At 75.3% G+C, this 22,748-nt stretch carries 25 protein-coding genes and 1 pseudogene; 17 read left to right on the top strand and 9 right to left on the bottom strand.

Annotated elements, in window-relative coordinates; all coding sequences use genetic code 11:
- On the top strand, positions 1–532 hold a 532-nt coding region (locus tag MNZ39_RS16780; protein WP_242340232.1), incomplete at its 5' end, for a class I SAM-dependent methyltransferase.
- 12 nt (positions 533–544) lie between these two features.
- Here the strand turns inward: MNZ39_RS16780 and MNZ39_RS16775 are convergent.
- Positions 545–1,711 carry a GNAT family N-acetyltransferase gene (locus tag MNZ39_RS16775; protein WP_242340231.1) on the bottom strand — a complete coding sequence of 389 codons (1,167 nt, stop codon included), beginning with the start codon at positions 1,709–1,711 and terminating at the stop codon, positions 545–547.
- Positions 1,712–1,866: 155 nt separating this feature from the next.
- Here MNZ39_RS16775 and MNZ39_RS16770 point away from each other — a divergent pair, with 155 nt between their 5' ends.
- The 4 genes from MNZ39_RS16770 to MNZ39_RS16755 are packed head-to-tail and all read left to right on the top strand — an operon-like array spanning position 1,867 to position 5,843.
- Positions 1,867–2,844 carry a fumarylacetoacetate hydrolase family protein gene (locus MNZ39_RS16770; RefSeq protein ID WP_242340230.1) on the top strand — a complete coding sequence of 326 codons (978 nt, stop codon included), beginning with the start codon at positions 1,867–1,869 and terminating at the stop codon, positions 2,842–2,844.
- Positions 2,844–3,503 (top strand): maleylacetoacetate isomerase, encoded by a 660-nt coding sequence (maiA, locus tag MNZ39_RS16765; RefSeq protein ID WP_242340229.1) that lies wholly within the window; start codon positions 2,844–2,846, stop codon positions 3,501–3,503. Before MNZ39_RS16770 ends, maiA begins: the two co-directional genes overlap by 1 nt.
- Complete coding sequence (locus MNZ39_RS16760; protein ID WP_242340228.1) at positions 3,500–4,672, top strand: 4-hydroxyphenylpyruvate dioxygenase family protein; 1,173 nt, start codon at positions 3,500–3,502, stop codon at positions 4,670–4,672. Before maiA ends, MNZ39_RS16760 begins: the two co-directional genes overlap by 4 nt.
- A gap of 13 nt (positions 4,673–4,685) precedes the next feature.
- The gene (locus MNZ39_RS16755; RefSeq protein WP_242340227.1) at positions 4,686–5,843 is read left to right on the top strand and encodes a homogentisate 1,2-dioxygenase; all 1,158 of its coding nucleotides are present in this window, start codon (positions 4,686–4,688) and stop codon (positions 5,841–5,843) included.
- Here the strand turns inward: MNZ39_RS16755 and MNZ39_RS16750 are convergent.
- A complete protein-coding gene (locus tag MNZ39_RS16750) occupies positions 5,755–6,507 on the bottom strand; it encodes a hypothetical protein (protein ID WP_242340226.1) in 753 nt (250 codons plus the stop codon). The genes MNZ39_RS16755 and MNZ39_RS16750 overlap by 89 nt on opposite strands.
- A gap of 172 nt (positions 6,508–6,679) precedes the next feature.
- Between MNZ39_RS16750 and alr the strand changes: the two genes are divergently transcribed.
- Positions 6,680–7,861: an alanine racemase gene (gene alr / locus MNZ39_RS16745; protein ID WP_242340225.1), complete on the top strand. Its 1,182-nt coding sequence runs from the start codon at positions 6,680–6,682 to the stop codon at positions 7,859–7,861.
- A gap of 52 nt (positions 7,862–7,913) precedes the next feature.
- Here the strand turns inward: alr and MNZ39_RS16740 are convergent, their stop codons facing one another.
- Positions 7,914–8,339, bottom strand: coding sequence for a CBS domain-containing protein (locus MNZ39_RS16740; protein WP_242340224.1), 426 nt, complete (start codon positions 8,337–8,339; stop codon positions 7,914–7,916).
- 167 nt (positions 8,340–8,506) lie between these two features.
- On the opposite strand from MNZ39_RS16740, the gene MNZ39_RS16735 reads away from it, so the two are divergent.
- Entirely contained in the window at positions 8,507–8,893 is a 387-nt protein-coding gene (locus MNZ39_RS16735) for a hypothetical protein (protein WP_242340223.1), read from the top strand.
- A complete protein-coding gene (locus MNZ39_RS16730; protein ID WP_242340222.1) occupies positions 8,890–9,321 on the top strand; it encodes a DUF488 family protein in 432 nt (143 codons plus the stop codon). Before MNZ39_RS16735 ends, MNZ39_RS16730 begins: the two co-directional genes overlap by 4 nt.
- 67 nt (positions 9,322–9,388) lie before the next feature.
- On the opposite strand, the gene MNZ39_RS16725 is transcribed toward MNZ39_RS16730, so the two are convergent.
- Positions 9,389–9,871 carry a hypothetical protein gene (locus tag MNZ39_RS16725; RefSeq protein WP_242340221.1) on the bottom strand — a complete coding sequence of 161 codons (483 nt, stop codon included), beginning with the start codon at positions 9,869–9,871 and terminating at the stop codon, positions 9,389–9,391.
- Positions 9,872–10,046: 175 nt separating this feature from the next.
- On the opposite strand from MNZ39_RS16725, the gene MNZ39_RS16720 reads away from it, so the two are divergent.
- Together MNZ39_RS16720 and MNZ39_RS16715 are read left to right on the top strand one after the other, a co-directional pair.
- On the top strand, positions 10,047–10,418 hold the full coding sequence (locus MNZ39_RS16720; protein ID WP_242340220.1) for a VOC family protein: 372 nt from the start codon (positions 10,047–10,049) through the stop codon (positions 10,416–10,418).
- Positions 10,419–10,523: 105 nt separating this feature from the next.
- Positions 10,524–12,137, top strand: a complete 1,614-nt coding sequence (locus MNZ39_RS16715; RefSeq protein WP_242340219.1) for an NAD(P)/FAD-dependent oxidoreductase — start codon at positions 10,524–10,526, stop codon at positions 12,135–12,137.
- 4 nt (positions 12,138–12,141) lie between these two features.
- Here MNZ39_RS16715 and MNZ39_RS16710 read toward each other — a convergent pair whose 3' ends face one another.
- Both MNZ39_RS16710 and MNZ39_RS16705 read right to left on the bottom strand, forming a co-directional pair.
- The gene (locus MNZ39_RS16710; RefSeq protein ID WP_242340218.1) at positions 12,142–12,726 is read right to left on the bottom strand and encodes a glutathione S-transferase family protein; all 585 of its coding nucleotides are present in this window, start codon (positions 12,724–12,726) and stop codon (positions 12,142–12,144) included.
- A 108-nt stretch (positions 12,727–12,834) separates the two neighbouring features.
- The gene (locus MNZ39_RS16705) at positions 12,835–13,101 is read right to left on the bottom strand and encodes a hypothetical protein (protein ID WP_242340217.1); all 267 of its coding nucleotides are present in this window, start codon (positions 13,099–13,101) and stop codon (positions 12,835–12,837) included.
- 168 nt (positions 13,102–13,269) lie between these two features.
- On the opposite strand from MNZ39_RS16705, the gene MNZ39_RS16700 reads away from it, so the two are divergent.
- Positions 13,270–13,749 (top strand): CoA-binding protein, encoded by a 480-nt coding sequence (locus tag MNZ39_RS16700; protein WP_242340216.1) that lies wholly within the window; start codon positions 13,270–13,272, stop codon positions 13,747–13,749.
- A 5-nt stretch (positions 13,750–13,754) separates the two neighbouring features.
- Here the strand turns inward: MNZ39_RS16700 and MNZ39_RS16695 are convergent, their stop codons facing one another.
- Positions 13,755–14,438, bottom strand: coding sequence for a hypothetical protein (locus MNZ39_RS16695; RefSeq protein ID WP_242340215.1), 684 nt, complete (start codon positions 14,436–14,438; stop codon positions 13,755–13,757).
- On the opposite strand from MNZ39_RS16695, the gene MNZ39_RS16690 reads away from it, so the two are divergent.
- The 3 genes from MNZ39_RS16690 (at position 14,437) to MNZ39_RS16680 (ending at position 17,777) form a co-directional block, all read left to right on the top strand.
- Positions 14,437–16,092, top strand: coding sequence for a DEAD/DEAH box helicase (locus MNZ39_RS16690; protein ID WP_242340214.1), 1,656 nt, complete (start codon positions 14,437–14,439; stop codon positions 16,090–16,092). The genes MNZ39_RS16695 and MNZ39_RS16690 overlap by 2 nt on opposite strands.
- Before the next feature lie 118 nt (positions 16,093–16,210).
- On the top strand, positions 16,211–16,492 hold the full coding sequence (locus tag MNZ39_RS16685; RefSeq protein ID WP_242340213.1) for a pyrimidine/purine nucleoside phosphorylase: 282 nt from the start codon (positions 16,211–16,213) through the stop codon (positions 16,490–16,492).
- A 79-nt stretch (positions 16,493–16,571) separates the two neighbouring features.
- A complete protein-coding gene (locus MNZ39_RS16680; protein WP_242340212.1) occupies positions 16,572–17,777 on the top strand; it encodes an SMP-30/gluconolactonase/LRE family protein in 1,206 nt (401 codons plus the stop codon).
- Between the two features lie 59 nt (positions 17,778–17,836).
- Here the strand turns inward: MNZ39_RS16680 and MNZ39_RS16675 are convergent, their stop codons facing one another.
- Together MNZ39_RS16675 and MNZ39_RS16670 are read right to left on the bottom strand one after the other, a co-directional pair.
- Positions 17,837–18,691, bottom strand: a complete 855-nt coding sequence (locus MNZ39_RS16675; RefSeq protein WP_242340211.1) for an acyl-ACP desaturase — start codon at positions 18,689–18,691, stop codon at positions 17,837–17,839.
- A 137-nt stretch (positions 18,692–18,828) separates the two neighbouring features.
- A complete protein-coding gene (locus MNZ39_RS16670) occupies positions 18,829–19,851 on the bottom strand; it encodes an endonuclease/exonuclease/phosphatase family protein (protein WP_242340210.1) in 1,023 nt (340 codons plus the stop codon).
- A gap of 11 nt (positions 19,852–19,862) precedes the next feature.
- On the opposite strand from MNZ39_RS16670, the pseudogene MNZ39_RS25115 reads away from it, so the two are divergent.
- The 3 genes and pseudogenes from MNZ39_RS25115 to MNZ39_RS16660 form a co-directional block, all read left to right on the top strand.
- Positions 19,863–20,057, top strand: a pseudogene (locus MNZ39_RS25115) (hypothetical protein); the annotation flags it as partial.
- 100 nt (positions 20,058–20,157) lie between these two features.
- The gene (locus MNZ39_RS16665) at positions 20,158–20,751 is read left to right on the top strand and encodes a CheR family methyltransferase (protein ID WP_242340233.1); all 594 of its coding nucleotides are present in this window, start codon (positions 20,158–20,160) and stop codon (positions 20,749–20,751) included.
- The coding region (locus MNZ39_RS16660; protein WP_242340209.1) for a histidine kinase dimerization/phospho-acceptor domain-containing protein at positions 20,748–22,748 on the top strand (2,001 nt) is incomplete at its 3' end. The genes MNZ39_RS16665 and MNZ39_RS16660, both read left to right, overlap by 4 nt.

The raw sequence follows: 22,748 nt of genomic DNA, 5'->3' as shown, positions 1-22,748 counted from the left end.
CGAGCCGGCGCGCGCCATGCTCGACGTCCTCGCGGCGGCGGGCGCGCCGCGCGTCACCGCCGTGCACGCCGCGGCCGAGGAGACCGGCCTCGCCGCGGCGGCGTTCGACCTCGTGGTCCTCGCGGACGCCCTGCAGTGGGTCGATCCCACGCGCGGCGCGCGCGAGGCCGCGCGGCTCCTAGCCCCGGCGGGCGTCCTCGCGGTGGTGACCCCGCGGCTCGCGGACACCCCGTTCCTCGCCGCGCTCACGGAGCGGATCGCCGCCGCGAACTTCAAGGCCCGGCCGGCGGCGCCGCCCGTCGGCCTCCTCTTCTCCGTCGCGGGGCTCGGCGCGCCCGAGACGGAGGGCTTCGACGACGAGGAGGAGCTCGGGCCGGAGCGGCTCGACGCCGTGCTTCGCTCGCTCTCCTACGTCGGCCCCGCGCTCGGCGAGGGCGCCCTCGCGGCGCTCCTCGCCGACGCCCGCGCGCTCGCGAGCGTCCACGGCGGCGCGGTGTGGCGCCGCGAGCTCACGCTCGCCTGGGCGCGCTGAAAGACCGGCCGCTCACCCGCCGAGCCGGGGGTGCTCCTCGCGCCAGCGCCGCACGGCGACGAGGCGCTCCTCGCGCTCGTCCGCGAGGTGGCGGCGCACGGCCACGTCGAGCCGGGGGTCGAGGTGGAGGTGGGCGCTCCAGGTCTCCGCCGGCTCGAAGCCACGCGCGACCTTGTGCTCCCCGCCCGCGCCGCCCTCGAAGACCCGGGTGCCGCGCCGGATGCACTCGTCGATGGAGTGGTACAGCGCCACGTTGAAGTGGAGGAACGGGTGCGACTCGACGCAGCCCCAGTAGCGCCCGTACAGCCGGTCGGGGCCGGCGACGTTGAACGCCATCCCGACGAGCTTCCCCTCGCGTCGCGCCTCCACCACCTCCACCGCGTCGGGGAGCCACGCGAGGGCGCGCTCGTAGAAGCCGAGGTTCACGAAGCGCATCCCCCACACCATCCGGTCCGTCGAGGCCCGGTGGAGCCGGTAGCACGCGCGCGCCCAGCCCTCCGGGTCGCGCGAGAGCTCGTCGCCGCGCACGGTGCGGATCGCGATCCCCTGGCGCTCCGGCGCGGCCCGCTCGCGGCGGAGCGCGTTCCGGCGCTTCGAGGGGAAGCGCGCGAGGAACTCCTCGGGCGAGGCGTAGCCCTCGTTCCGCCAGTGGTACTGGAAGTCCACGCGCAGCGCGAGCCCGACCTCCTCGAGCTCGCGCGCCTCCTCCGCGTCGGCGAAGAGCACGTGGAGCCCGTGCGCGCCCTCGTCCTGCGCGACCCGCCGTGCGCCCGCGAGGAGCGCGGCGGCGAGCGCGCGCCGGTCCTCGCCGCCGGCGACGAGGACGCGCCGGCCCGTGGCTGGCGTGAACGGGACGGCGAGGACGAGCTTCGGGTAGTACGGGATCCCGGCGCGCTCGGCCGCCGCCGCCCACTCCCAGTCGCGCGAGAAGTCCCCGTCGGAGCCGCCTCTCAGATACGCCGGCGCGGCGGCGACGAGCGTCCCGCCGCGGCGGAGGGCGAGGTGGCGCGGGCGCCAGCCGGTGCGCGGGGAGGCCGAGCCGCTCTCCTCGAGGGCCCGCAGGAACGCGTGGCGCACGAACGGGCTCGCCCGGGCCGGCTCGTGGGCGAAGAGGGCGTCCCACTCCTCGGCGGGGAGCTCCGAGATGGAGGCGTGCGCGGAGAGCGAGAGGGCGGTCACGGGCGGTTCTTATAGCCCTGCTCGCCCGGGATGCTCTCGAGGGCGGCGCGGCGCCTGCCGCGACGCGGCACGGCACGGCCGCCCGCTCGCCCTACACGGGACGCCCCGCGCACCTCGCGTCTCGGGCGGGCGCCCATTAGACCCTTCGCCCGAAGATGCGCCTCGCGACCTTACGTGACGGGAGCCGCGACGGGCGGCTCGTGGTGGTGCGCCGGGACGGCGCCGCGTTCGCCGACGCCTCCGGCGTCGCGCCGACCTTGCAGGCCGCGCTCGACGCCTGGGAGGCGCGCGAGCCCGCGCTGCGGGCCCTCGCCGCGTCGCTCGACGCCGATCGCGCCAGGGCGGAGCCCCTCGACCCTGCCCGGCTCCTCTCGCCCCTGCCGCGCGCGTTCGAGTGGGTGGACGGCTCGGCCTACCTGAACCACGTGCGCCTCGTCCGCAAGGCGCGCGGCGCGGAGCCGCCGCCCACCCTCGAGCAGGATCCCCTGGTCTACCAGGGCGGCTCGGGCGTGCTGCTCGGGCCGCAGGAGGACCTGCCCCTGCCCGATCCGGCCTGGGGCATGGACTTCGAGGCGGAGGTCTGCGTCGTGCTCGGCGACGTGCCGCGCGGCGTCGCGGCGGCCGACGCGGAGCGGTACGTCCGGCTCGTCTGCCTCGCGAACGACGTCACGCACCGGAACCTCGTCCCCCCCGAGCTCGCCAAGGGCTTCGGGTTCTTCCAGTCGAAGCCGGCGACGGCGTTCTCCCCGTTCGCCGTCACGCCCGACGAGCTCGGCGAGGCCTGGCGGGGCGGCCGGCTGCACCTGCGCATGACGGTGCGCTGGAACGGCGAGCGGGTCGGCGACGTCGAGACGGGGCCGGAGATGCACTTCTCCTTCCACGACCTCCTCGGGCACGTGGCGAGGACGCGCGCCTTCACGGCCGGCACGATCCTCGGCAGCGGCACGGTCTCGAACGCCGACCGCGCCCGCGGCTACTCGTGCATCGCCGAGCAGCGGGCCCGGGAGATGATCGACCACGGCGCGCCGCGGACGCGGTTCCTCGCGCCCGGGGACCGGATCGAGATCGAGGTGCGGGACCTGGCCGGCCGGAACGTCTTCGGCACCATCGACCAGCGGGTGGTGACGCCGTGATGCGGCTCTACTCCTACTGGCGCTCCTCGTCCGCCTGGCGCGTGCGCATCGGGCTCGCGCTGAAGGGGCTCCCTTACGAGTACGCCCCGGTGAACCTGCTCGCCCAGGAGCAGTTCGACCCGGTCTACCAGCAGCGGAGCCCGATGGCGCAGGTGCCGGTGCTGGAGGTCTCGGAGCACGGGTTCTCGGTGCGGCTCGCCCAGTCGATGGCGATCCTGGAGTGGCTCGACGAGCGCTACCCGCAGGCGCCGCTCCTGCCCCGCGACCTCGACGGGCGGGCGCGGGTCCGCGCCCTCGCCGAGCACGTGAACTCCGGCATCCAGCCCCTGCAGAACGCCATCGTGCTGCGCACCCTCCGCGAGAAGCTGCCCGGCTACGAGAAGGAGTGGGCGGCGCTCTGGATCCGCCGCGGCCTCGAGGCGCTCGAGCGCGCCCTGCAGGAGGACGAGACGGGCCGCTTCTGCCACGGCGAGGCGCCCGGCCTCGCCGACTGCTACCTCGTGCCCCAGCTCTACAACGCGCGGCGGTTCTCGCTGGACGTCGCGCCCTACCCCACGCTCCTGCGGATCGAGGAGGCGTGCGCGGCGCTCGCGCCGTTCCAGGACGCCCACCCCGACCGCCAGCCCGACGCACCGCCGAAGGACCGGAGGACGCCATGACCACGACGCTCGAGCCCCTGGGGATCGTCCGCATCGAGGCCCTGCACTACTACGTGCACGATCTCGAGCGGAGCCGGCGCTTCTACCTCGAGCGGCTGGACTTCGCGGAGACGGGCGCGTCCACGCCGGACCTCGATCGCGAGGGCCACCAGCGCTCCGCCGCGTTCGAGGCCGGCGACGTCCGGATCCTCTGCTCCCAGCCGCTCGGCGAGGGCGGCCGCGCGTGGCGCTACCTGCGCAAGCACCCGGACGGCGTCGGCGCGGTGATCTTCGAGGTGGAGGACGCGGCTCGCGCGTTCCGGCTCCTCGAGGAGCGCGGCGGCACGCCCGTCACCGACCTCCAGGTCCACGAGGACGAGGGCGGCACGCTCCGCACCTTCAACATCACGACCCCGCTCGGCGACACGACCTTCCGCTTCGTCGAGCGGCGCGGCTACCGAGGGCTCTACCCGGGCGTCGCCCGCCACGCGGCGCCGAGGGGGGGCGCGAACGCGTTCGGCTTCGGCTACATCGACCACCTCACCTCCAACTTCCAGACCATGAAGCCGGCGCTCCTCTGGATGGAGCACGTGCTCGGGATGGAGGAGTTCTGGGAGGTGCAGTTCCACACGAAAGACGCGGCGGAGGCGAAGCGCGCCGCGGTCCAGGCGCAGAAGGGCTCCGGGCTCCGCTCGGTCGTGATGAAGGACCTGCGCTCGGGGGTGAAGTTCGCGAACAACGAGCCGTGGCGCCCCGCCTTCAAGTCCTCGCAGATCAACGTGTTCAACGAGGACCACCGCGGCGACGGCATCCAGCACGCGGCGCTCACCGTGACGGACATCCTCTCGGCGGTGCGCGGCCTGCGCGCGCGGGGCGTCGAGTTCATGCCGACCCCCGCCTCCTACTACGAGGCGCTCCCGGCGCGCATCCAGCAGACCGGGATCGGGCGGATCGACGAGGAGGTGAAGACGCTGCAGGAGCTCGAGATCCTGGTGGACGGCGCGGGCCCGGGCTCGTACCTGCTCCAGATCTTCCTGCGCGAGGCGGCGGGGCTCTACCACGAGCCCGAGGCCGGCCCGTTCTTCTTCGAGATCATCCAGCGCAAGGGCGACCAGGGCTTCGGCGCGGGGAACTTCCGGGCGCTCTTCGAATCCATCGAGCGCGAGCAGCAGCGCGAGGGGCGCGCGTAGCGCGGGGACCGCCATGCTCGACCGGATGGTCCAGGGCGAGGTCCCGCGGAAGCACCACATCGCCTTCCGCGACGCCGGGGGCAGGCTCCTGCACGAGGAGGCGTTCACGCGCGCCGGGTTCGACGGCGCGTACACCCTCGCGTACCACCGGCACCGGCCGCACGCCACGCACGCCGCGGAGGTCCGCCACGGCTTCACCCTCCCGCAGGCCGCGCCGCCCCGCGCGCTCCTGAAGCGCCACTACCGCACGCAGGATCTCCCAGCCCCGTCCGGCCCGGCGGTGGACGCGCGCGTCCCGTTCCTCTTCAACGCCGACGTGGTGGCCGGCCTCGCGACCCCCTCCGCCGAGGACCCGGTCTACTTCTCGAACGGCGACGGCGACGACCTGTTCTTCGTGTTCGAGGGCGGCGGGCTCCTCCGCTCGCCGCTCGGCGACCTGCGCTTCGCGAAGGACGACTACGTCTACGTGCCGAAGGGCCTCCTCCACCGCTTCGTGCCGGATCCCGGCCCGCAGCGCTGGCTCTCGCTCGAGTTCCCGGGCGGCGTCCACCTGCCCTCGCAGTGGCGGAACGACACCGGGCAGCTCCGCATGGACGCCCCCTACTCGCACCGCGACTTCCGCCGCGTGGAGTGGAAGGGGCCGATGGACGAGGGGATCCGCGAGCTCCTCGTGAAGCGCGCGGGCGCGTTCCACGGCTTCCGCTTCGACGAGTCGCCGCTCGACGTGGTCGGGTGGGACGGCGCCGTCTACCCGTTCGCCTTCCCGATCCTGAACTTCCAGCCTCGCGCCGGGCTCGTGCACCTGCCGCCCACCTGGCACGGCACCTTCGCCGCCCGCGGCGCGCTCGTCTGCTCGTTCGTGCCGCGCGTGGTGGACTTCCACCCCGAGGCGATCCCCTGCCCCTACCCGCACGCGTCGGTGGACGTGGACGAGCTCCTCTTCTACGTCCGCGGCGAGTTCACCTCGCGGCGCGGCGTGGGCCCGGGCTCGATCTCGCATCACCCGGCGGGCGTGATGCACGGCCCGCACCCCGGCGCCTACGAGGGCTCGATCGGCACGCGCACCACGAGCGAGCTCGCCGTCATGCTCGACTGCTACCTCCCGCTCGCCGCGACCCCCGCGGCGCTCGGGGTCGAGGACCCGGGCTACCAGGAGAGCTTCGTCCGCTGACGGCCGCCTTGGCCCTCGGCCCCGTGGCCTTGGCGCGCGGCGCGGGCGCCGCCCTCGCGTGCGGGGCGGGCTCCGGCGCGGGCGCGGGCTCCTCCTCGCCGGCCTCCGCTCCCTCGCGGGCCTCGCCGGGCGCCGAGACCGGCGGCGCGCCGCGCGCGAGCTCGAGCAGCCGGTCCGTGGAGATGGGGATCTTGAGGCCCCGCCCGCCGTTCTCGAGGAACAGGCGCAGCCCGTACTCGTAGTGGCGCTTCACCGCGTTCAGGATCGACTCGTAGATCGGCTGGAGCTGCTCGGGCGTCGGCGCCGCGACCTCGAAGTCCTCGAAGCCGAACAGGCTCACGATGTAGCGGGTGTCGAGCTTCTTGAAGCGGACGCGCAGCAGGATCGAGTCCCGCGCCCGCGGCTCCTCGATCGCGAGGCGCAGGCCGACGTGCCAGAACGCGTCCGCGTCGAGGTGCATCGCGTCCTCGATCCGGTGGGTCGGCGCGGCGGGCACGTCGCCGGGGAGCGGCTCGTAGGTGACGAGCTCGCGGGGCCACCCGGCGTACTCGATGAGGCCGCGCGACAGCGTGGCGGCGAACAGCACGCACTCGGAGTGGTAGGCGGCGAACCGGGACCGGGCGTCCTCGAGCGTCTGGCAGAGCTGCTGGTATCGATTGCTCACGCGAACCTCCAGACCACAGTTCCTTTCACCTCGGCTCGCCTCCGGTGCCGCGAATGATGGGCCGTCTCGCGCGCCGGCCCCCCGGTGCGGCGGCCCTCGTGAGGGCGGCGGCACGGCGGGCGCCCGATCGCCCCTCTGGCAGCGCGGGGCCGGCGGGTATATTGACGGCTCCATGTCCACGAACCCCTCCCAGTGGGGCGGCCGGCCGGTCTGGGCCGAGGTCGACCTCGACGCGCTCGCTCACAACGTCCGCCTGCTCGCGGGCCGCGCGGCGCCTGCCCGGCTCTACGCCGTCGTGAAGGCCAACGCGTACGGCCACGGGGCGGTGGCGGTGGGGCGGGCGGCGCTCGCCGCCGGCGCCTCGGGGCTGTGCGTGGTCTGCGTGGACGAGGCGGAGGAGCTTCGCCGCGCCGGCGTGGACGCGCCCATCCTGGTCATCGGCTACACCCCCCCGAGCGACGCCGAGCGCGTCGTCGCCCTCGGGCTCCGCCCGACGGTGGGCGCGGCCGACGTCGCCGAGGCGCTCGCGGCCGCCGCGAAGCGGCGCGGCGCGGTGGTCCCGGTCCACCTCGAGCTCGAGTCGGGCCTGAACCGGCACGGGCTCCGGCCCGACGCGCTGGTCGCGCTCGCGAACCGGCTGCGCGAGATCCCCGAGCTCTCGGTCGAGGGTCTCTTCACCCACTTCGCCGCGGCGGAGGAGGGAGATCAGCGCTTCACGCGCCGGCAGTTCGAGATCCTGCGCGACGTCTCGTCGCGCCTCCCCTTCGTCAAGGAGCGCCACTGCTCCGCCTCGGCGAGCGTCCTCCTCGATCACGAGATGGCGCTCGAGGTCGTGCGCACGGGCCTCTCGATGTACGGCTACCGGCCGGCGCCGTGGTGCGGCACCGACGCGGAGCTCGTGCCCGTGCTGTCGCTGCGGAGCCGGATCGCGCGCGTGCTCGAGATCGAGCGCGGCGCCACCGTCGGCTACGGCCGCACCTGGGCGGCGCCCCGCCCGTCGCGCGTCGCGCTCGTCATGTGCGGCTACGCGGACGGCTACCGTCGCGCCTTCGGCAACCGCGCCCACGTGCTCGTGCGCGGGCGCCGGGCGCCGGTGGTCGGCCGGGTCGCCATGGACATGTGCATGGTGGACGTGACCGCGGTGCCCGAGGTGCGCGCGGGGGACGTCGCGACGCTCCTCGGTCGCGACGGCGACGAGCGGGTGGACGCCGACGAGCTCGCGTCCCTGGTGGACACGATCTCCTGGGAGATCCTCGCCGGCCTCACCGCCCGCGTGCCGCGGCTGTACCTCCGCGGCGGCGCGGTCGAGGCGGTGTCCACGCTCGCCGAGCGGGAGCCGAGAGACGCGCGGTAGCCGATCGACGGCGGTCAGCCGTCGGCGGGGCGGGGGCGCAGCCCCCGTCAGATCAGTGCAGCTCCCGCTCCGAGACCGACCGCATCGTCTCGGCCGCGCGGCGATCGTCCTCCTCCTCCACGATGTCGGAGAGGCTGATGACGCCGACCAGCCGGCCCTCCTCGTCCACGATCATCATCCGCGACTTGCGGTAGCGCGCCATGAGCTGCTCGGCGGCCTCGATGGGATCGCTGTCGCGGCAGGTGATGGTCTCGCGCGTCATCACCGCACCCGCCCGCGTCTCGCTCGCGCGGCGGTCCTCGCCGCAGACGCGGAGGGCGAGATCGCGGTCGGTGAGCACGCCCACCGGGTGACCGTCGCGATCGCAGATCGGCACGAAGCCGATGTTCACCTCGCGCATGCGGCGGGCGACGTCGATCACCGGGTCCGTCTCGCGGAACGTCTCGACCTCGCTCTTCATGACGTCCTGACACAGCATGGCGCACCTCCCGTCCGGCGGCGCCTCCGGCGCTTCCCCGTGCATAGAGCCCGCGGGCGCAGGCGGGGCACGCCCGCGTGGGGGGACCCCGTGCTGGCCCCGGACGGGCGTCCACACGCTCGCCCCTGTGCGCCCCGCGGCGCTCCTCCGCCCGGTATATTCCGCGCATGCCCGTGACCGTCGAGACCGGCACCACCCTCGCCTTCGACCGCTTCTGGCGCTGGCTCAAGCGCCACGCGAACTGCATCCTCCGCGCGGGCACGGCCGACGCCTACCTCTACGACCACGAGGACCTGCACTGGCACCTCGAGGAGGACGAGGACCGCACGCCGACCATCCAGGTCCTCCGCGGCAAGCAGCTCCTCGGCGAGATCCTCATCGAGTCGCGCGAGGTGATGTTCGTCCAGGCGATGCCCGATCCCGACGGGGATCAGGGGCAGTTCCTGTTCGAGCTGGTGGGCGGCTCCGGCGAGGAGCCGTACGCCGTCTACCACGTGGTGGTCGCGCACGGCTTCGACGAGGAGGCCCAGCACCGCCCGCAGCTCAAGCAGTGACGCCCGCCGCGCTCGTCTTCACGATCGGGTACGAGGGACGCTCGGTGCGGGCCCTCGCCACCCGGCTGCGCGAGGCGCAGGTGACGCGGGTCCTCGACGTGAGGCGCTCCGCCCGCTCGCCGAAGCCCGGCTTCTCGAAGGGCCCGCTCGAGCGCGCCCTCGTCGCCGCCGGGTTCGAGTACCGCCACCTGCCCGAGGCGGGGAACCCGTTCCACGCGGAGGCGGCCGCCGACCTCCCCGGCGTCCTCGCGCGCTACCGCGCGCACCTCGCGGAGCGCCCCGAGGCCGTGCGGGCGGTGCTCGACGCGGCGGCCGGAGCGCGGACCGCGCTCCTCTGCGCGGAGGCGAACCCCGCGCGCTGCCACCGCTCGGTGCTCGCGGAGGCGCTCGCCGCGGCGGAGCCGGGCGTGCGGGTCGTGCACCTCTGACCGCCGCCCGGCTGCGCGGGGCGGCGCCCCCGGGCGAGTGCTCGCGCGCGCACGCGCGAGCGAGGCTTCACCGCCCACGCGCCGCGGTCGTCCCCCATCCGGCGAGCGTCGCCCGCACGCGCTCGTAGCCTTCGAGCTCGCGCGGCACGACGAGGCCGCGGCCGTCGCGCGCGCGCACGGCGAGCCCGGCGGGGACGTCCTCGATCGCTGCCACCTCCGCGCGCAGGATCCGCACGGGCGGGAAGCCCACCACCGCGCGCCCGATGGCCTCCTCCTCGAGCGAAATCTCGAACGACGCCCACCGCGCGCGGAAGCGGCGCATCCGGCGCACGTACGAGAAGGCGGCGAGCACGAGCAGGAGCGCGAACGGGACCACGAGCGCGTCGAAGCCGCGGCCGGGATCGCGCAGCCCGGCGCCGTACGCGGCGAGCACGAGCGCGACCACCGCGACGAGCGTCGCGAGGAAGCGGCGGTTCATGCGACGCGCGGTGGCGCGCGACGCCTCCGGGCGCAGCCGGTAGCGGGACACGGTGCGGTGCTCCAGCTCCATGGGGCGCGCATGCTACGTCCCGCGCGCGCCGGACGCCACCCGGCTGCGCGCGGACGGAGCGGCGCCCGATCGGTCGGCGCCGCCCCCCGCGCGCGGGATCCCAGCCGGCAGGCGCGGCAGGCTGCCGCGCCACTTACGGTCCTTCCCGGCAGTTCCGCGGAACAGGAGGCGCCACATGCTGGGGAATCGTCACTTCACGGCCATGCTGCCGGTCACCGACATCACCCGGGCACGCCGGTTCTACGAGGAGAAGCTCGGGCTGCACGCGACCCGCACCCTGGAGAACGGAGACGTCGTGTTCGAGGGGGACGGCGGTGAGTTCGCGCTGTATCCGCGCGAGACCCCGCCGCAGTCCGACCACACCGCGATGAGCTGGGAGGTGCCGGACGTGCCCGCCGAGGTGAAGGACCTGCGGGCGCGCGGCGTGAGCTTCGAGGAGTACCCCGCCCTGAAGACCAAGGACGGCATCGCGGAGGTCGGGAAGGAGACCTGCGCCTGGTTCAAGGACCCGGACGGCAACATCCTCTGCATCCACCACCAGGCGTGAGCTCGATCCGAGGCGCTGCGCGCCCGGCCCGGGAAGGCCGCGCGGCGCCTCCCTCCCACCGCTAGGGCCTCCCGCGGGCGCGGCGCCATCGGCCCGCGCGTACCGGTGCGCAGCTGGGACGTCATCGTCGTCGGCGGAGGCCACAACGGCCTCGTCCTCGCGGCCTATCTCGCCCGCGCGGGCGAGCGCGTCCTCGTGCTCGAGGCGCGCGACCGCGTCGGGGGCGCGTGCACCACCGAGGAGACGTGGCCCGGGTTCAAGGTCTCCACCGCCGCGTACGTGGTGAGCCTCTTCCGCCCGGAGATCGTCCGCGACCTCGAGCTCGCGCGCCACGGCTACCGGGTGCTGCGCCGCGATCCCTCCTCGTTCACGCCGCTCCCCGACGGCCGCTCGCTGCTCCTCGGGCCGGACCTCGCCGGGAACCAGCGAGAGGTCGCGAGGTTCTCGGCGCGCGACGCGGCGCGGCTCCCTGCCTACGAGGCGCAGCTCGAGCGGATCGCCCGCGCCATCGAGCCGGCGCTCCTCGAGACGCCGCCCGATCCGTTCTCACGCCGCCCGCGCGAGCTCTTGCGCCTCGCGCGCATGGGCGCGCGCCTGTTGCGCCTCGGCAGGGAGGACGGCCCGGCGGCGATGGAGATCCTCGCCGGCGCGGCCCGCGACGTCCTCGACCGCTGGTTCGAGTCCGACGCGCTCAAGGCCACGCTCGCGACCGACGCCATCATCGGCGCCTGGGCCTCGCCCTCCACCCCGGGCACCGCCTACGTCCTCTTCCACCACGTGATGGGCGAGGTGGACGGCGCCCGGGGCGTCTGGGGCTACGTGCGCGGCGGCATGGGCGCGCTGTCCGAGGCCATCGCCGCCGCGGCGCGAGCGTCCGGCGCCGAGATCCGCACCGGCGCGCGCGTCGAGCGGATCCTCGTCCGGGAGGGCGCCGCCCGCGGGGTCGCGCTCGGGGACGGGACGGAGCTCCTCGCCCGCCGCGTCGCCTCGAACGCGGACGCGACCCGCACGCTCCTCGGCCTCGTCGGCGAGGCGCACCTCCCGCCCGCGGTGGCGGAGCGGGCGCGGCGCATCGACTACGCGAGCGGCTCCGTGAAGATCAACGTCGCGCTGTCGGCGCTGCCCCGCTTCAGCGCGCGGCCGGGGGGTGGCGGCGGCGAGCCGGGGCCGGAGCACCGCGGCACGATCCACGTCGCGCCTTCGATGGACTACCTCGAGCGCGCCTTCGACGACGCGCGCGCGGGGCTGCCCTCGCGCGCCCCGGTGCTCGAGTGCACCCTCCCCTCCGCGGTGGACGACACCGTGGCGCCCGCCGGCAAGCACCTCATGTCCATGTTCGTGCAGTACGCGCCCTACCGGCTCGCGAGCGGGGGCTGGGAGGAGGAGCGCGAGCGCTTCGCGGACCGCTGCTTCGCGGCGCTGGAGGAGTACGCGCCCGGGTTCACGGCGTCGGTCCTCGCGCGCGAGGTGCTCGCGCCGCCCGACCTCGAGCGCCGCTTCGGACTCACCGGCGGGAACATCTTCCAGGGGGCGATGACGCTCCCGCAGCTCTTCTCGATGCGGCCCTTGCCCGGCTTCGCCGACTACCGCACGCCGATCGCGAACCTGTATCTGTGCGGCGCGGCCACACACCCGGGCGGCGGGATCATGGGGGCCTGCGGCTACAACGCAGCGCGGGAGATGCTGCGCGACCGGCGCCGCGGGTGGCGGCGGAGCTGAGCGGTCAGGGCGCGCGCGCCGCGAGGTTGCGCCGGACGGCCGGCCTGGACGAGACGCGCTCGGCCCAGCGCGCGAGGCGCGGGAGGCCGAGCGCCGCCGGGGAGAGCTCCGGGCGGCGCAGCGCAAAGGGCGCGAGCGCGATGTCGGCGAGGCCGAAGGCGCCGAGCAGGTACCCATCCTGCGGCGTCTCGCGCTCGACGAGCTCCAGCGCGGCCCGGGCCGCCCGCTCGGCCTCGGGCCTCGCCTCCGGTCCACCCTTCGCGAGCTTCCCGATCGCCGCCGCGAGCGGAGCGACTCGATCGAAGAGGAGCCGCGTCCGCGCCCGGCCGAGCGCGTCGCGCGGGAGGAGCGGGACCTCGCCGCCGTGGCGCTCCTCGAGGTACTGCGCGATGACGAGCGAGTCGGGGATCACCGCGTCGCCGTCCACCAGGATCGGCACCCCGCCGAGCGGCGGGTTCATCGCGAACACCTCGGTAGGCTTCCTCGCGAGATCCATCTCGCGCGACTCCCACGCGAGCCCCATCTCGTCGAGCTGGATGCGAGTGCGCTGGCAGTAGGGGCAGGCCCACGCGTGCCACAGGGTGAGCATGTCGTCTCCGTCCTCCGTTCCGAGAATCTAGCGGGCGACGGCGCATCCCGCCGCCGCCCGCCGCGCGGAGCTGCGGACGCCTCGCGGGCCGGGCTCCGGGACGGAGCTTCACGCGGGCGGCGGCGGCAGCCCGCGCGCGCTGCGGACGTGCAGCTCGTCGATCTCGAGCCGGCCGATCCGCGCGTGGCTCACGGCGAGCTTGCGGATCGCGAGCGCGCCGACGGCGACGCTCCCGACCGCGAGCGCGCCGAGGGCGGCGGCGCCGACCGCGATCGCGAAGGTCGTCTTCGCGAGGCGAGCGGATGAAGACCTCGCCCGGAAGAGCGCACGCCCCTGAGACCTCCTCGCACGCTTGCCCCCCGCTCGTTCCGCCATGCCGTCCTCCGACCGTCGTGATCGCAGCATGGGCCTCGCGCCCGGGGCCGGCTCGGCTGGCCGGCCGGGTGCGCGGCGCGGCGCCGCGCTTCACGCAGCGACGAGCCGCGTAGACTCTACCGAGGACCCCACAACCCGGGGCGGTAGCCGGAGTCACAGGAGGATGCCATGCGGGGGATCGCGCTCGATCGCGCCCGCGAGTTCCTGGCCCAGAAGCGCATCGCCGTGGTCGGGATCTCGCGCGACGAGAAGGACTTCAGCCGGCAGGTGCTGCGCGCGCTCGTGAAGGCGGGCTACGAGGTCGTGCCGGTGAACCCCGCCCTCGACGTGGCCGAGGGAAAGGCCTGCTTCCCCCACGTCCAGGACGTGAAGCCGCCGGTGAACGCGGCGCTCCTCCTCACCCCGCCCACCCAGACCGAGGAGGTCGTGCGCGACTGCGCCCGCGCGGGCGTGCGCTACGTCTGGATGCACCGGGGGATGGGCGTCGGCGCCGCGAGCGCGGAGGCGGTCCGCTACTGCGACGCGCACGGGATCTCGGTCGTGACCGATCTCTGTCCGTTCATGGTGCTCCCGGAGACCGGGTTCCCGCACGCCCTGCACGCGTGGGCTCGCACGCGGTTCGGGAAGGCGCGCCTCGAGCACGCCTGACCCCGTCACGGACCGCGGTCGCCGCCGGCCGCCGCCTGCGCCGCGGCGCGCCGGGCGCGGGCGAGCCCCTCGGCGCGCCGGCGGATCCCGAGGAGCTGCGCCCGGACCATCATGAGCTCCTGCGGCTCGATCATCGCGACGAGCGCGGTGCTGCGGAGACCCGGCGGCGCCGCGCCGCGGACGCGCAGCACGAGCCGGGTGGTCTCCGCGTCGACGGGGTAGATCCCCCACGCCTGCGTGACGAGCGCCTCGCCGTGCTCGATGCGCAGGACGAGCGAGCGCTCCCGCTCGACGGCGTGCACGGGCCACCCGGGCGTGCCGCCGATGGGCACGACGTCGCCGGGCTTCAGGTCCTGCCACTCCGGGTGCACCCGCTCCTCGCTGGGCGCGTCCAGGACGCCGAGCGCGCGATCGAGCAGGTCGAGGCTGTAGAGGCCGCCGCGCCCGTTGCCCATCTGCGCGAGCCACGGCCAGATCTCCTCCGGCCGCGCGCGGACGGTGATGGCGCGCGTGGACCGGTAGCGCGGCCTCGAGACGAGCTCGTCGCCCGGCATCGGGCGGGCGATCTCCTCGTCGGTCGCGCCCCAGCGGCGGAGCCAGGGGCGGACGAACGCCGCCCAGCCCGCCACGGCCGCGGCCGGCAGCGCCACGAAGAGCCCGGCCCGCTTCAGCGTCGTTCGTGCGTCCATGTCCCCCCGGTATCGCGCTCTCGCGCGCCCCGCTCGCCCCGGGCGCGACCGCGGCGATCCCGGCAGCCGCTCGCCCACCCGCCCCCACCCCGAGCGATCGCGCGTTGCCCCGGCTTCCGCGGCCGGGTATACCATTCGCGGCCGTTTCGTTCGTACCGCGCCCGAAGCCTGTCCGCCGGGAGATCCCGGCCCGCGCGGTCCTCCCGTTCAGCCGGCCTCACTTCAAGACGCGCGCCGCGAATCGCCGCGCGCCTCCCACGAGGAGCACCCTCTGTCGACGTCGAAGTCCTTCGCTGATCTGAAGCTGTCGCGCGAGGCGCTCACCGCGCTCGCGCACGCCGGGTTCGAGCACCCGACCCCCATCCAGGCCGAGGCCATCCCGCCGGCGCTCGCCGGCCGGGACGTCATCGGCACGGCCGCCACCGGCACCGGCAAGACCGCCGCCTTCCTCCTCCCCATCATCGAGCGGCTCGCCGGCAAGCCGGCCGGGACGCGGGCGCTCGTGCTCGCGCCCACCCGCGAGCTCGCCGTGCAGATCGGCGAGGAGCTCGAGCGCTTCGGCCGGGGCCGCCGCGTGCGCGGCGCGGTGATCATCGGCGGCGTGGGCATGGGCGCCCAGGCCGAGGCGTTCCGGGAGCGGCGCGAGATCGTCATCGCGACGCCCGGGCGGCTCGTCGACCATCTCGAGCAGGGCAACGCCAAGCTCGACGCGATCGAGGTGCTCGTCCTCGACGAGGCCGACCGGATGCTCGACATGGGCTTCAAGCCCCAGCTCGACCGGATCCTGCGGCGGCTCCCGAAGCAGCGCCAGACGCTGCTCTTCTCCGCGACCACGGCGGGCGAGGTGGCCGACTTCGCGCGCGCGCACCTCAAGGATCCGGTCCACGTCGAGGTGGCGCGCAGCGGCACCACCGCGGCGCGCGCCGAGCAGCAGGTGTTCCTCGCGGGGCAGCACGAGAAGCTCCCGCTCCTCCTCACGCTGCTCGAGCGCGACGGCGACTCGACGCTCGTGTTCACCCGCACGAAGCGGCGCGCCGACAAGATCTGGAAGCACATCGGGCGCGCCGGCCACAAGGTCGCGCGCATCCACGCCGACCGCTCGCAGGCGCAGCGGCGGATGGCGCTCGACGGCTTCAAGGACGGGACCTACCGCGTGCTCGTCGCGACCGACATCGCCGCGCGCGGCATCGACGTGGCCGAGATCGGCCACGTCGTGAACTTCGACCTGCCGCACGTGCCCGAGGACTACGTGCACCGCATCGGCCGCACCGCGCGAGCGGCCGCGAGCGGCAGGGCCTCGAGCTTCTCCGCCCCGGAGGAGCGCGATCTCCTCCACGCGATCGAGCGGCTCACGCGCGCGGTGCTCCCGCGCGCCGAGGTGCCGCGCGACGCGGAGATCTTCCAGGTCGAGCTCGCCCGCGCTGCGTCCGCCCAGAAGGACCCGGGCCCCGCGCAGCCGCGCCACCGCCCGCAGCAGGCGAAGCCCGCCCGCGCCCGCGTGCGCGGTGACGGCCGCGCGCAGCGGTCGGGCGCCTCCCGGTCGCAGCACGGAGGCGGCGCGAGCGCGACCGACGCGGGCTCCGGCTCCGGCGGGAAGTCGCGCCTCGTGGGGTCGTGGAGCGTCGGGCGCAGCGGCCAGAAGCGGCGCCGCTGAGCGACGGCTCGCGAGGATCTGCCGCCTGGCGAACGGGTTCCCCGGCGCGGGCCGCTCCCGCCGCCGGCGCGCCGCTCGCCCTTGAAAGGACGGCCGCGCCCGTGCTTCAGTCCCCTTCATGCTCAAGCACAACGCGTACTTCGACGGTGGCGTCCAGAGCGTCGGGTTCGAGCGGAACGGGCGGCGCCACACGGTCGGCGTCGTGGACGCGGGCGAGTTCCACTTCGGGACGGACGCCGCGGAGCGGATGACGGTCGTGTCCGGCGAGCTGTGGGCGAAGCTCCCGGGGGACGCGACCTTCCGCCCGTTCCCCGCCGGGACGACGTTCGAGGTCCCGGCGAAGAGCGGCTTCGACGTGAAGGCGCTGGCGCCGGCCGCGTACCTCTGCGAGTTCCTGTAGGGCGCCGACCTTCTCGCAGCGTCACATCCCGCTCGCGGGCGTCTCTCGTTCCAGGACCACCCTCCTCGACGAGGTGCCCGTGCCCGCGTCCACCCGCGCCGCCCTGCTGCTCCCGCTCCTCGCCGCCCTCGCCTGCCGCACCGGCGGCGCGCCGCCCGCGCGCGACGGGGCGCGGCCGGCGCCGGAGCCGGGCGCCGACGATCCCGGCCGCCTCTACCTCCGCGCGTGGACGCAGAGCGGCCGAGGCGATCCCGACGGCGCGCTCGAGACGCTCCGCGCGCTCTACGCGCGCGGCTGGGACATCCCCCTCGACGCGCGGGACTTCGCCGGGCTCGCCGGCCGCGACGCGTTCCGCGACCTCGCGGCGCGGATCGCCGCCCGCGCGCCGGCGACGGACCACGCAGGCGTGGCGTTCACGCTGCAGGAGCGCGGCCTCGTCGCGGAGGGGATCGCGGTCGATCCGCGCGACGGGACGCTCTACGTGGGGAGCATCCGGCTGCGGAAGATCGTCCGCATCGCCCCGGGAGGCGCGGCGACCGACGCGGTCCCGGCCCAGGCTGGCGGGCTCGGGCGCGTGCTCGGGGTGAAGGTCGATCCCCGGCGCGGGCTCCTGTGGGCCGTGGCGAACCGTGGCGACGCGGCGGATGGCGCCGCGAAGACCGGCTCGCGCTCGGGCGTGTACGCGTTCGACCTCGCGAGCGGCGCGACGAGGCGCAGCGTCACCCTGGACGGAGAGGGGCACCTGCTGAACGACCTCGCCGTCGCCGAGGACGGCACGGTGCTCGTCACCGACAGCGAGGCCGGCGCGGTGTACCGGCTCGACCCGGGCGCGACGGCCCTCGCGCCGGTGGTCCCTCCGGGCACGTTCACCTACGCGAACGGGATCGCCTTCGCGGAGGCGCGGCTGCTCGTGGCGGACGCGTTCGGGCTGTGGGACGTGCCGGTCGCGGGCGGCGCGCCCCGGCGGCTGGCCGGACCGACGGGCTTCCCGCTGGGCGGGATCGACGGGCTGTCCGCCCAGGGGCGGACCCTCGTCGCGATCCAGAACGGGCTCGGCGCACCGCGGATCGTGCGGCTCGAGCTCGCGCCGGGCGCCGAGCGCGTCGTCCGCGCCGGGGTCGTCGAGGCCGGGAACGCGCGCTGGCACACGCCCACGACCGGGGCCCTCGACCGAGGCGCCTTCCACTACATCGGCAACAGCCACGTCGACGCGTGGAAGGAGGCCGAGCTCGATCCCGCCGGGATGGAGGAGACGCGCATCCACCGGCTCCAGATCCGGATCTGACGCGAGGCCCCGGTGAGCTCGCCTCGCTCCTAGACCGGCTCCGGGTCACGACCCGCCGCTCACTGCGTGGCGCGCGCCTCCCCCGCGCCGGCGCGCCCCGCCTTCCGGAAGCGGTTGAGATCGCGCACCGTCTCGAACGGCTCGCCGAACAGCGCCGAAAGGCTGCGGAGGATCGCGCGCACGACGCGCTGCTCGCACGCTCCATCGAACCGGATCTGGTCGTCGAGCCAGCGCTCCAGCCAGCCCGGATCGGGCAGGCGGCTCTGGACGGTGTCGTTCGGGAAGAGGGAGCGGTTCACGTGCAGGTTCGTCGGGTGGAGCGGCTTGCCGCCCCGCCCGCCGCTCGCCATGAGGACGCCGATCTTCGCGAACGCCGCGCGCGCCGTGTCGCCGTGTCGCTCGAGCGCGCGGCGCATGTACTTGAGGTACGCGCCGGCGTGGCGCGCCTCGTCCTCGGACACGAGGCCGTAGACGTGGCGGATCACCGGCTCCTCGTGCCACTCCGCGGCCCGCCGGTACCACTGCGTGAGCCGCACCTCGCCGCAGAAGTGCAGCATGAGGGTCTCGAGCGGCGGCGCCGGATCGAACTCGAAGCGCACGGCGTGGAGCTCGTCCTCCGTGGGGAGGAGGTCCGGCCGGAAGCGCCGCAGGTACTCCATGAGCACGAGGGCGTGCTTCTGCTCCTCGTAGAACCAGATGGACATGAACGCCGAGAAGTCGCTGTCGTCGCGGTTGTCGCGGAGGAACATCTCCGTCGCGGGCAGCGCCGACCACTCGGTGATGGCGTTCTGCTTCACCGTGAGCGCCTGCTCGCCGGTGAGCTTCGCCGGGTCGAAGCGATCCCAGGGCACGTCGTCGGCCAGGCTCCAGCGGGCGCGCTCCATCGAGCGGAACAGATCGGCGTAGAGGGGCATCGCGGCTCCGTGGTCCCGAGGAGCCGGGGAGATAAGGGCGCCGTGTCTCCGGCATGTCACCGCCGCCCGAAACGTTCGCTTGCGCCGCCGCGAGCAGGCCCCCGTCCGCGAGAGCGCAGGCGCGTGGCACGGCGCGATCAGGGGAGCTCGAGCTCGGCGACCACCCCGACGTGATCCGACGGCCAGCGCCCGCCCTCGAAGCTCGCGGCGTCCGCGCCGGCGAGCGCCGCGGACCGCGCGGTGAAGCCACGCTGCAGCACGAGGTCCACCCGCTGGGTCACGCCGGCCGCCGGGTCGGTGAGCGAGTCTCGGCAGCAGGTGAGGCCCGCTCCCTCGCCGGCCTCCCACGCGTCGCGGAGCCCCGAAGTGCCGTTCACGAGGAGCTCGTACGCGTCGTCGCCCGGCGCCGAGTTCATGTCCCCCACCACGATCACGGGGAGGTCGGTCCCGGCGAGCGTCACGAGCTCCGCGGCCTGGCCCGCCGACACCGCCTCCACCGTCTCGAGGTGCGTGCAGAGGAAGCGGAAGCGCCGCCCGTCGAGCTCGACGTCGACGCTCGTCCACGCGCGCGGTACGCCGAACGAGCCGCCGCCGGGGAGCGGCACGGGGAGCGGCAGCCGCGTCGCGTAGAGACCGCCGCGAGGGTTCGAGACGGCGAGCCCATCGCGCGCGAGCACCGCGACGCGATCGGCGAAGCGGTAGGAGCCGCGCGCGCCCGGCAGCGTCGGCTCCGCCGACGCCTGCAGGGACACGAGCGAGTACGCCGCGCCGCGCGCGCGCAGCTCCGCGAGGACGAGCCCCACGAGGTCGTACTCGATCGTGGCGGAGCCGTCGCGCAGCTCCGCGCGCCACAGCGCCGCCTCCTGCAGGCCGACGAGATCCGGCCGCGCGGAGGCGATCTCGGCGGCGACCTTCCGCATCCGCGCGGGCGGATCGCTCGCCACCACCCCCGCCCACAGCGCGTCGAAGGCGGCGGGGAGGTTCCCCGTCTCCGAGAGGACCCGATCGAACGCGCCCCCGTGGAGGACGTTCCAGGTCATTCCCTTCACGGGGATCGGCCCGGCCGGAGCCCCGGATCGGGTGCCGTCGCGCCCCCCGCAGGACGTCACCGCGAGCGCGACCGCGAGCGATAGAGCCTTCGTGCACGAGCGGATGCGCATGGCGCCTCCCGATGATTGACGGCCCTGCCCCCGTCTGCTTTAAGCCACCGCCGATGCGCGCCGAGGTCGAGGCGATCCTGGCCCTGATCCGCGAGCGATCCGGGGTCGACTTCCAGCACCACCGCCCCCACTTCGTGGAGCGGCGACTCCGCCAGCGCATGGCCAGCGCGGGGGTGCACCACGCCGGCGACTACCTCGCGCTCATCGCCGAGGACCCCGCGGAGGTGTTCCGGGCGGTCGAGCGGCTCACGATCAAGGTGAGCCGCTTCTTCCGGGACGCACGCGCCGCGGAGGTGGCGTGCGCCGCTGCCCGCGGGGCCGCGCCCGGCTCGCCGCGGGCTCCGGGCCTGGAGCGCCGGCTGCGCCCGGGGCGAGGAGGCGTACACGCTCGCGCTCCTGCTCGGGGCGGACACGACCGCGCCGGAGATCCTCGCCACCGACGTCGACCCGCTCGCGCTCTCGTCGGCTGCGGAGGGAAAGTACCTCGCGAGCGCGCTCGCTGACGTCCCACCGGCCTTTCACGCTGCGTTCGAGCCCGCCCCGCCGAGCCCGCCGGCGGGCCCTCCCGGAGCGCTCTCCCCGTGCTCCCCGCGCCGCGAGCCCCCGCGGCGCGTCCGGCTGCGGGCGGGCATCCGCCGGCGCGTGCGCTTCGCGCGCCACGACGTGTGCGGCGACGCTCCGCCCGCGGGCGCGCCGTTCGATCTGGTCGCGTGCCGGAACGTGCTCATCTACTTCCAGCCGGAGCTGCAGGAGCGGGTGTTCCACGCGCTCCTCGCCGCGGTCCGGCCGGGCGGCGTCCTCTGGCTCGGGGAGGCGGAGTGGCCCTGCGCGTCCGTGCTGGCCGAGCTCGAGGTGCTGGACCCCGCGGCCCGCGTCTTCCGCAGAAGGAGGTCCGCGTGACTCGACTCGACCTCGGCATCGGCGCGCGGCTCGCGCTGGGCTTCGGCGTCGTCCTCGCGATCGTGGTGGTCACCCTCGGCTCGACGTTCGCCTGGTACCACCAGCTCGAGCGGCTGCAGCGTCACCAGGCGGAAGGGATGGAGCTCTCCCGCGGCGCTGCGGCGCTGGAGGTGGCGGTGCTGGACCGGGCCGTCGCGACGCGACGGTTCGCGATCACGCGCTCCGTCGAGCACTTCGACGCCGCGGCGGCGGCGGCGCAGGAGGCCCGGCGCGCCCTCTCGGAGCTCGAGCGCCGCGGGGCCGTCCCCGGCCGCGGGGCCGAGGACGCGGCGGTGCTGCTCGAGTCCTTCCTCGTCTCGGGCGATCGGTTCCTGGAGCGCGTGAAGGACGGCGCGGACGCGACCGCGCTCCTGCAGCCGGAGGCGGAGATGACCACGCGCCGCGACCGGCTCGCGGCGGCGGTGAAGCGCCTCGAGGGGACGATCGAGGCGGAGCTTCGACGCGCGAGCGCGTCGGCCTCGGCGGCGCGAGAGGCGCTCGTGCTCCGCACGATCCTCGCGGCGGTGCTGGCGCTCCTCGCCGCGGCCTCCGTCGCGACGCTCACGACGCGCGCCGTGCGCACCCCGGCGACCGAGCTCGTGAGCGCCGCCCGCGCCCTCGCCGACGGCGACCACGGGCCGGCCCTCGCGCTCGCGCCGCCGGCTCCGGCGGCGCCGGGCCCGAGGCCGGCCGTCCGCGACGAGCTGCGCGAGCTCGCCCGCACGTTCGCGTCGGCGGCGGCGGCGCTGAAGGAGCGCGAGCGGCGGCTCTCGTCGGACGCCCGGCTGTCGCGCGCGCTCGCCGCCACGATCGAGCCGGAGTCCATCGCGCGCGACGCGCTCTCGGAGGTGGTCGGGTACGCGGGCGCCGAGCTCGGCGCCGTCTACCTCGCGGACGCGGGCGCGCTCCGTCCCATCGCGACGTTCGCGCTGCCCGCGGAGGCCGCGGGGCGGGGCGAGGGACTCCCGGCCCAGGTGGTCGTGAGCGGGACGACGCTGCGCGTGAACGCCATCCCGGCGGAGACGCCGTTCCGCGTGCGCTTCGGCTTCGACGAGGTGCCCCCGCGCTCGCTCGTCGCGACGCCGCTCCCGTTCCAGGGGCGGACGATGGGCGTCCTCCTCGTGGGCAGCGTCCGCGAGCTCGGCGACCCGGCGGCGGAGTTCGTCGAGGCCGCCGCCCCGCGGCTGGCGATCGCCCTCCAGAGCGCGCTCGCCCACCGCCGCGCCGTCCACCTCGCCGCCGAGCTGCAGGACCGGAACGAGCGGCTGCAGGCGCAGAACGAGGAGATCCAGTCCCAGAGCGAGGAGCTCCAGGCGCAGAGCGAGGAGCTGCAGGCCCAGAGCGAGGAGATCCAGGCGCAGAACGAGGAGCTGCTCGCCCAGAACGAGGAGCTGAACCGGAGCGGAGCGGAGCTGCGCCGGGGCCGGGAGGAGCTCGCCCGCGTGGATCAGCTCAAGGACGAGTTCCTCGCCGCGCTCTCGCACGAGCTCAGGAACCCGCTCGCCTCGATCTCCGCGGCCGTGCAGCAGCTCGACTGCGCCGACGCGGAGCGCGGCGGCAAGCGGCGCGCCACCATCGCCCACCAGACGCGGCGCCTCGCGCGCATCGTCGACGACCTGCTCGACGTCACCCGCATCAACAAGAACAAGCTCGAGCTGCGCCGGGCGCCGGTGGACGCGGCGCGCATCGTGGCCGACGCCGTCGACGCGGCTGCGCACGCGTTCGCGGGAGCGGGCGTGGAGCTCGTCGCGACCACGGGCGAGCCGGTCCCGGTGCACGCCGACGCCGCGCGGCTCGAGCAGGTCGTCGAGAACCTCCTCTCCAACGCGCAGAAGTTCACGCCCCCGGGAGGCCGCGTCCAGGTCTCGGTCGAGCGGGAGGGGACCGACGCCGTGATCCGCGTCCGCGACGACGGCATCGGGATGCCTCCGGACGTCCGCGCGCGCGTGTTCGATCTC

The sequence above is a fragment of the Anaeromyxobacter sp. SG66 genome (assembly GCF_022690805.1).
Taxonomy (GTDB): Bacteria; Myxococcota; Myxococcia; order Myxococcales; family Anaeromyxobacteraceae; genus Anaeromyxobacter; species Anaeromyxobacter soli.
This window is presented reverse-complemented; position numbering and strand designations above follow the sequence as displayed.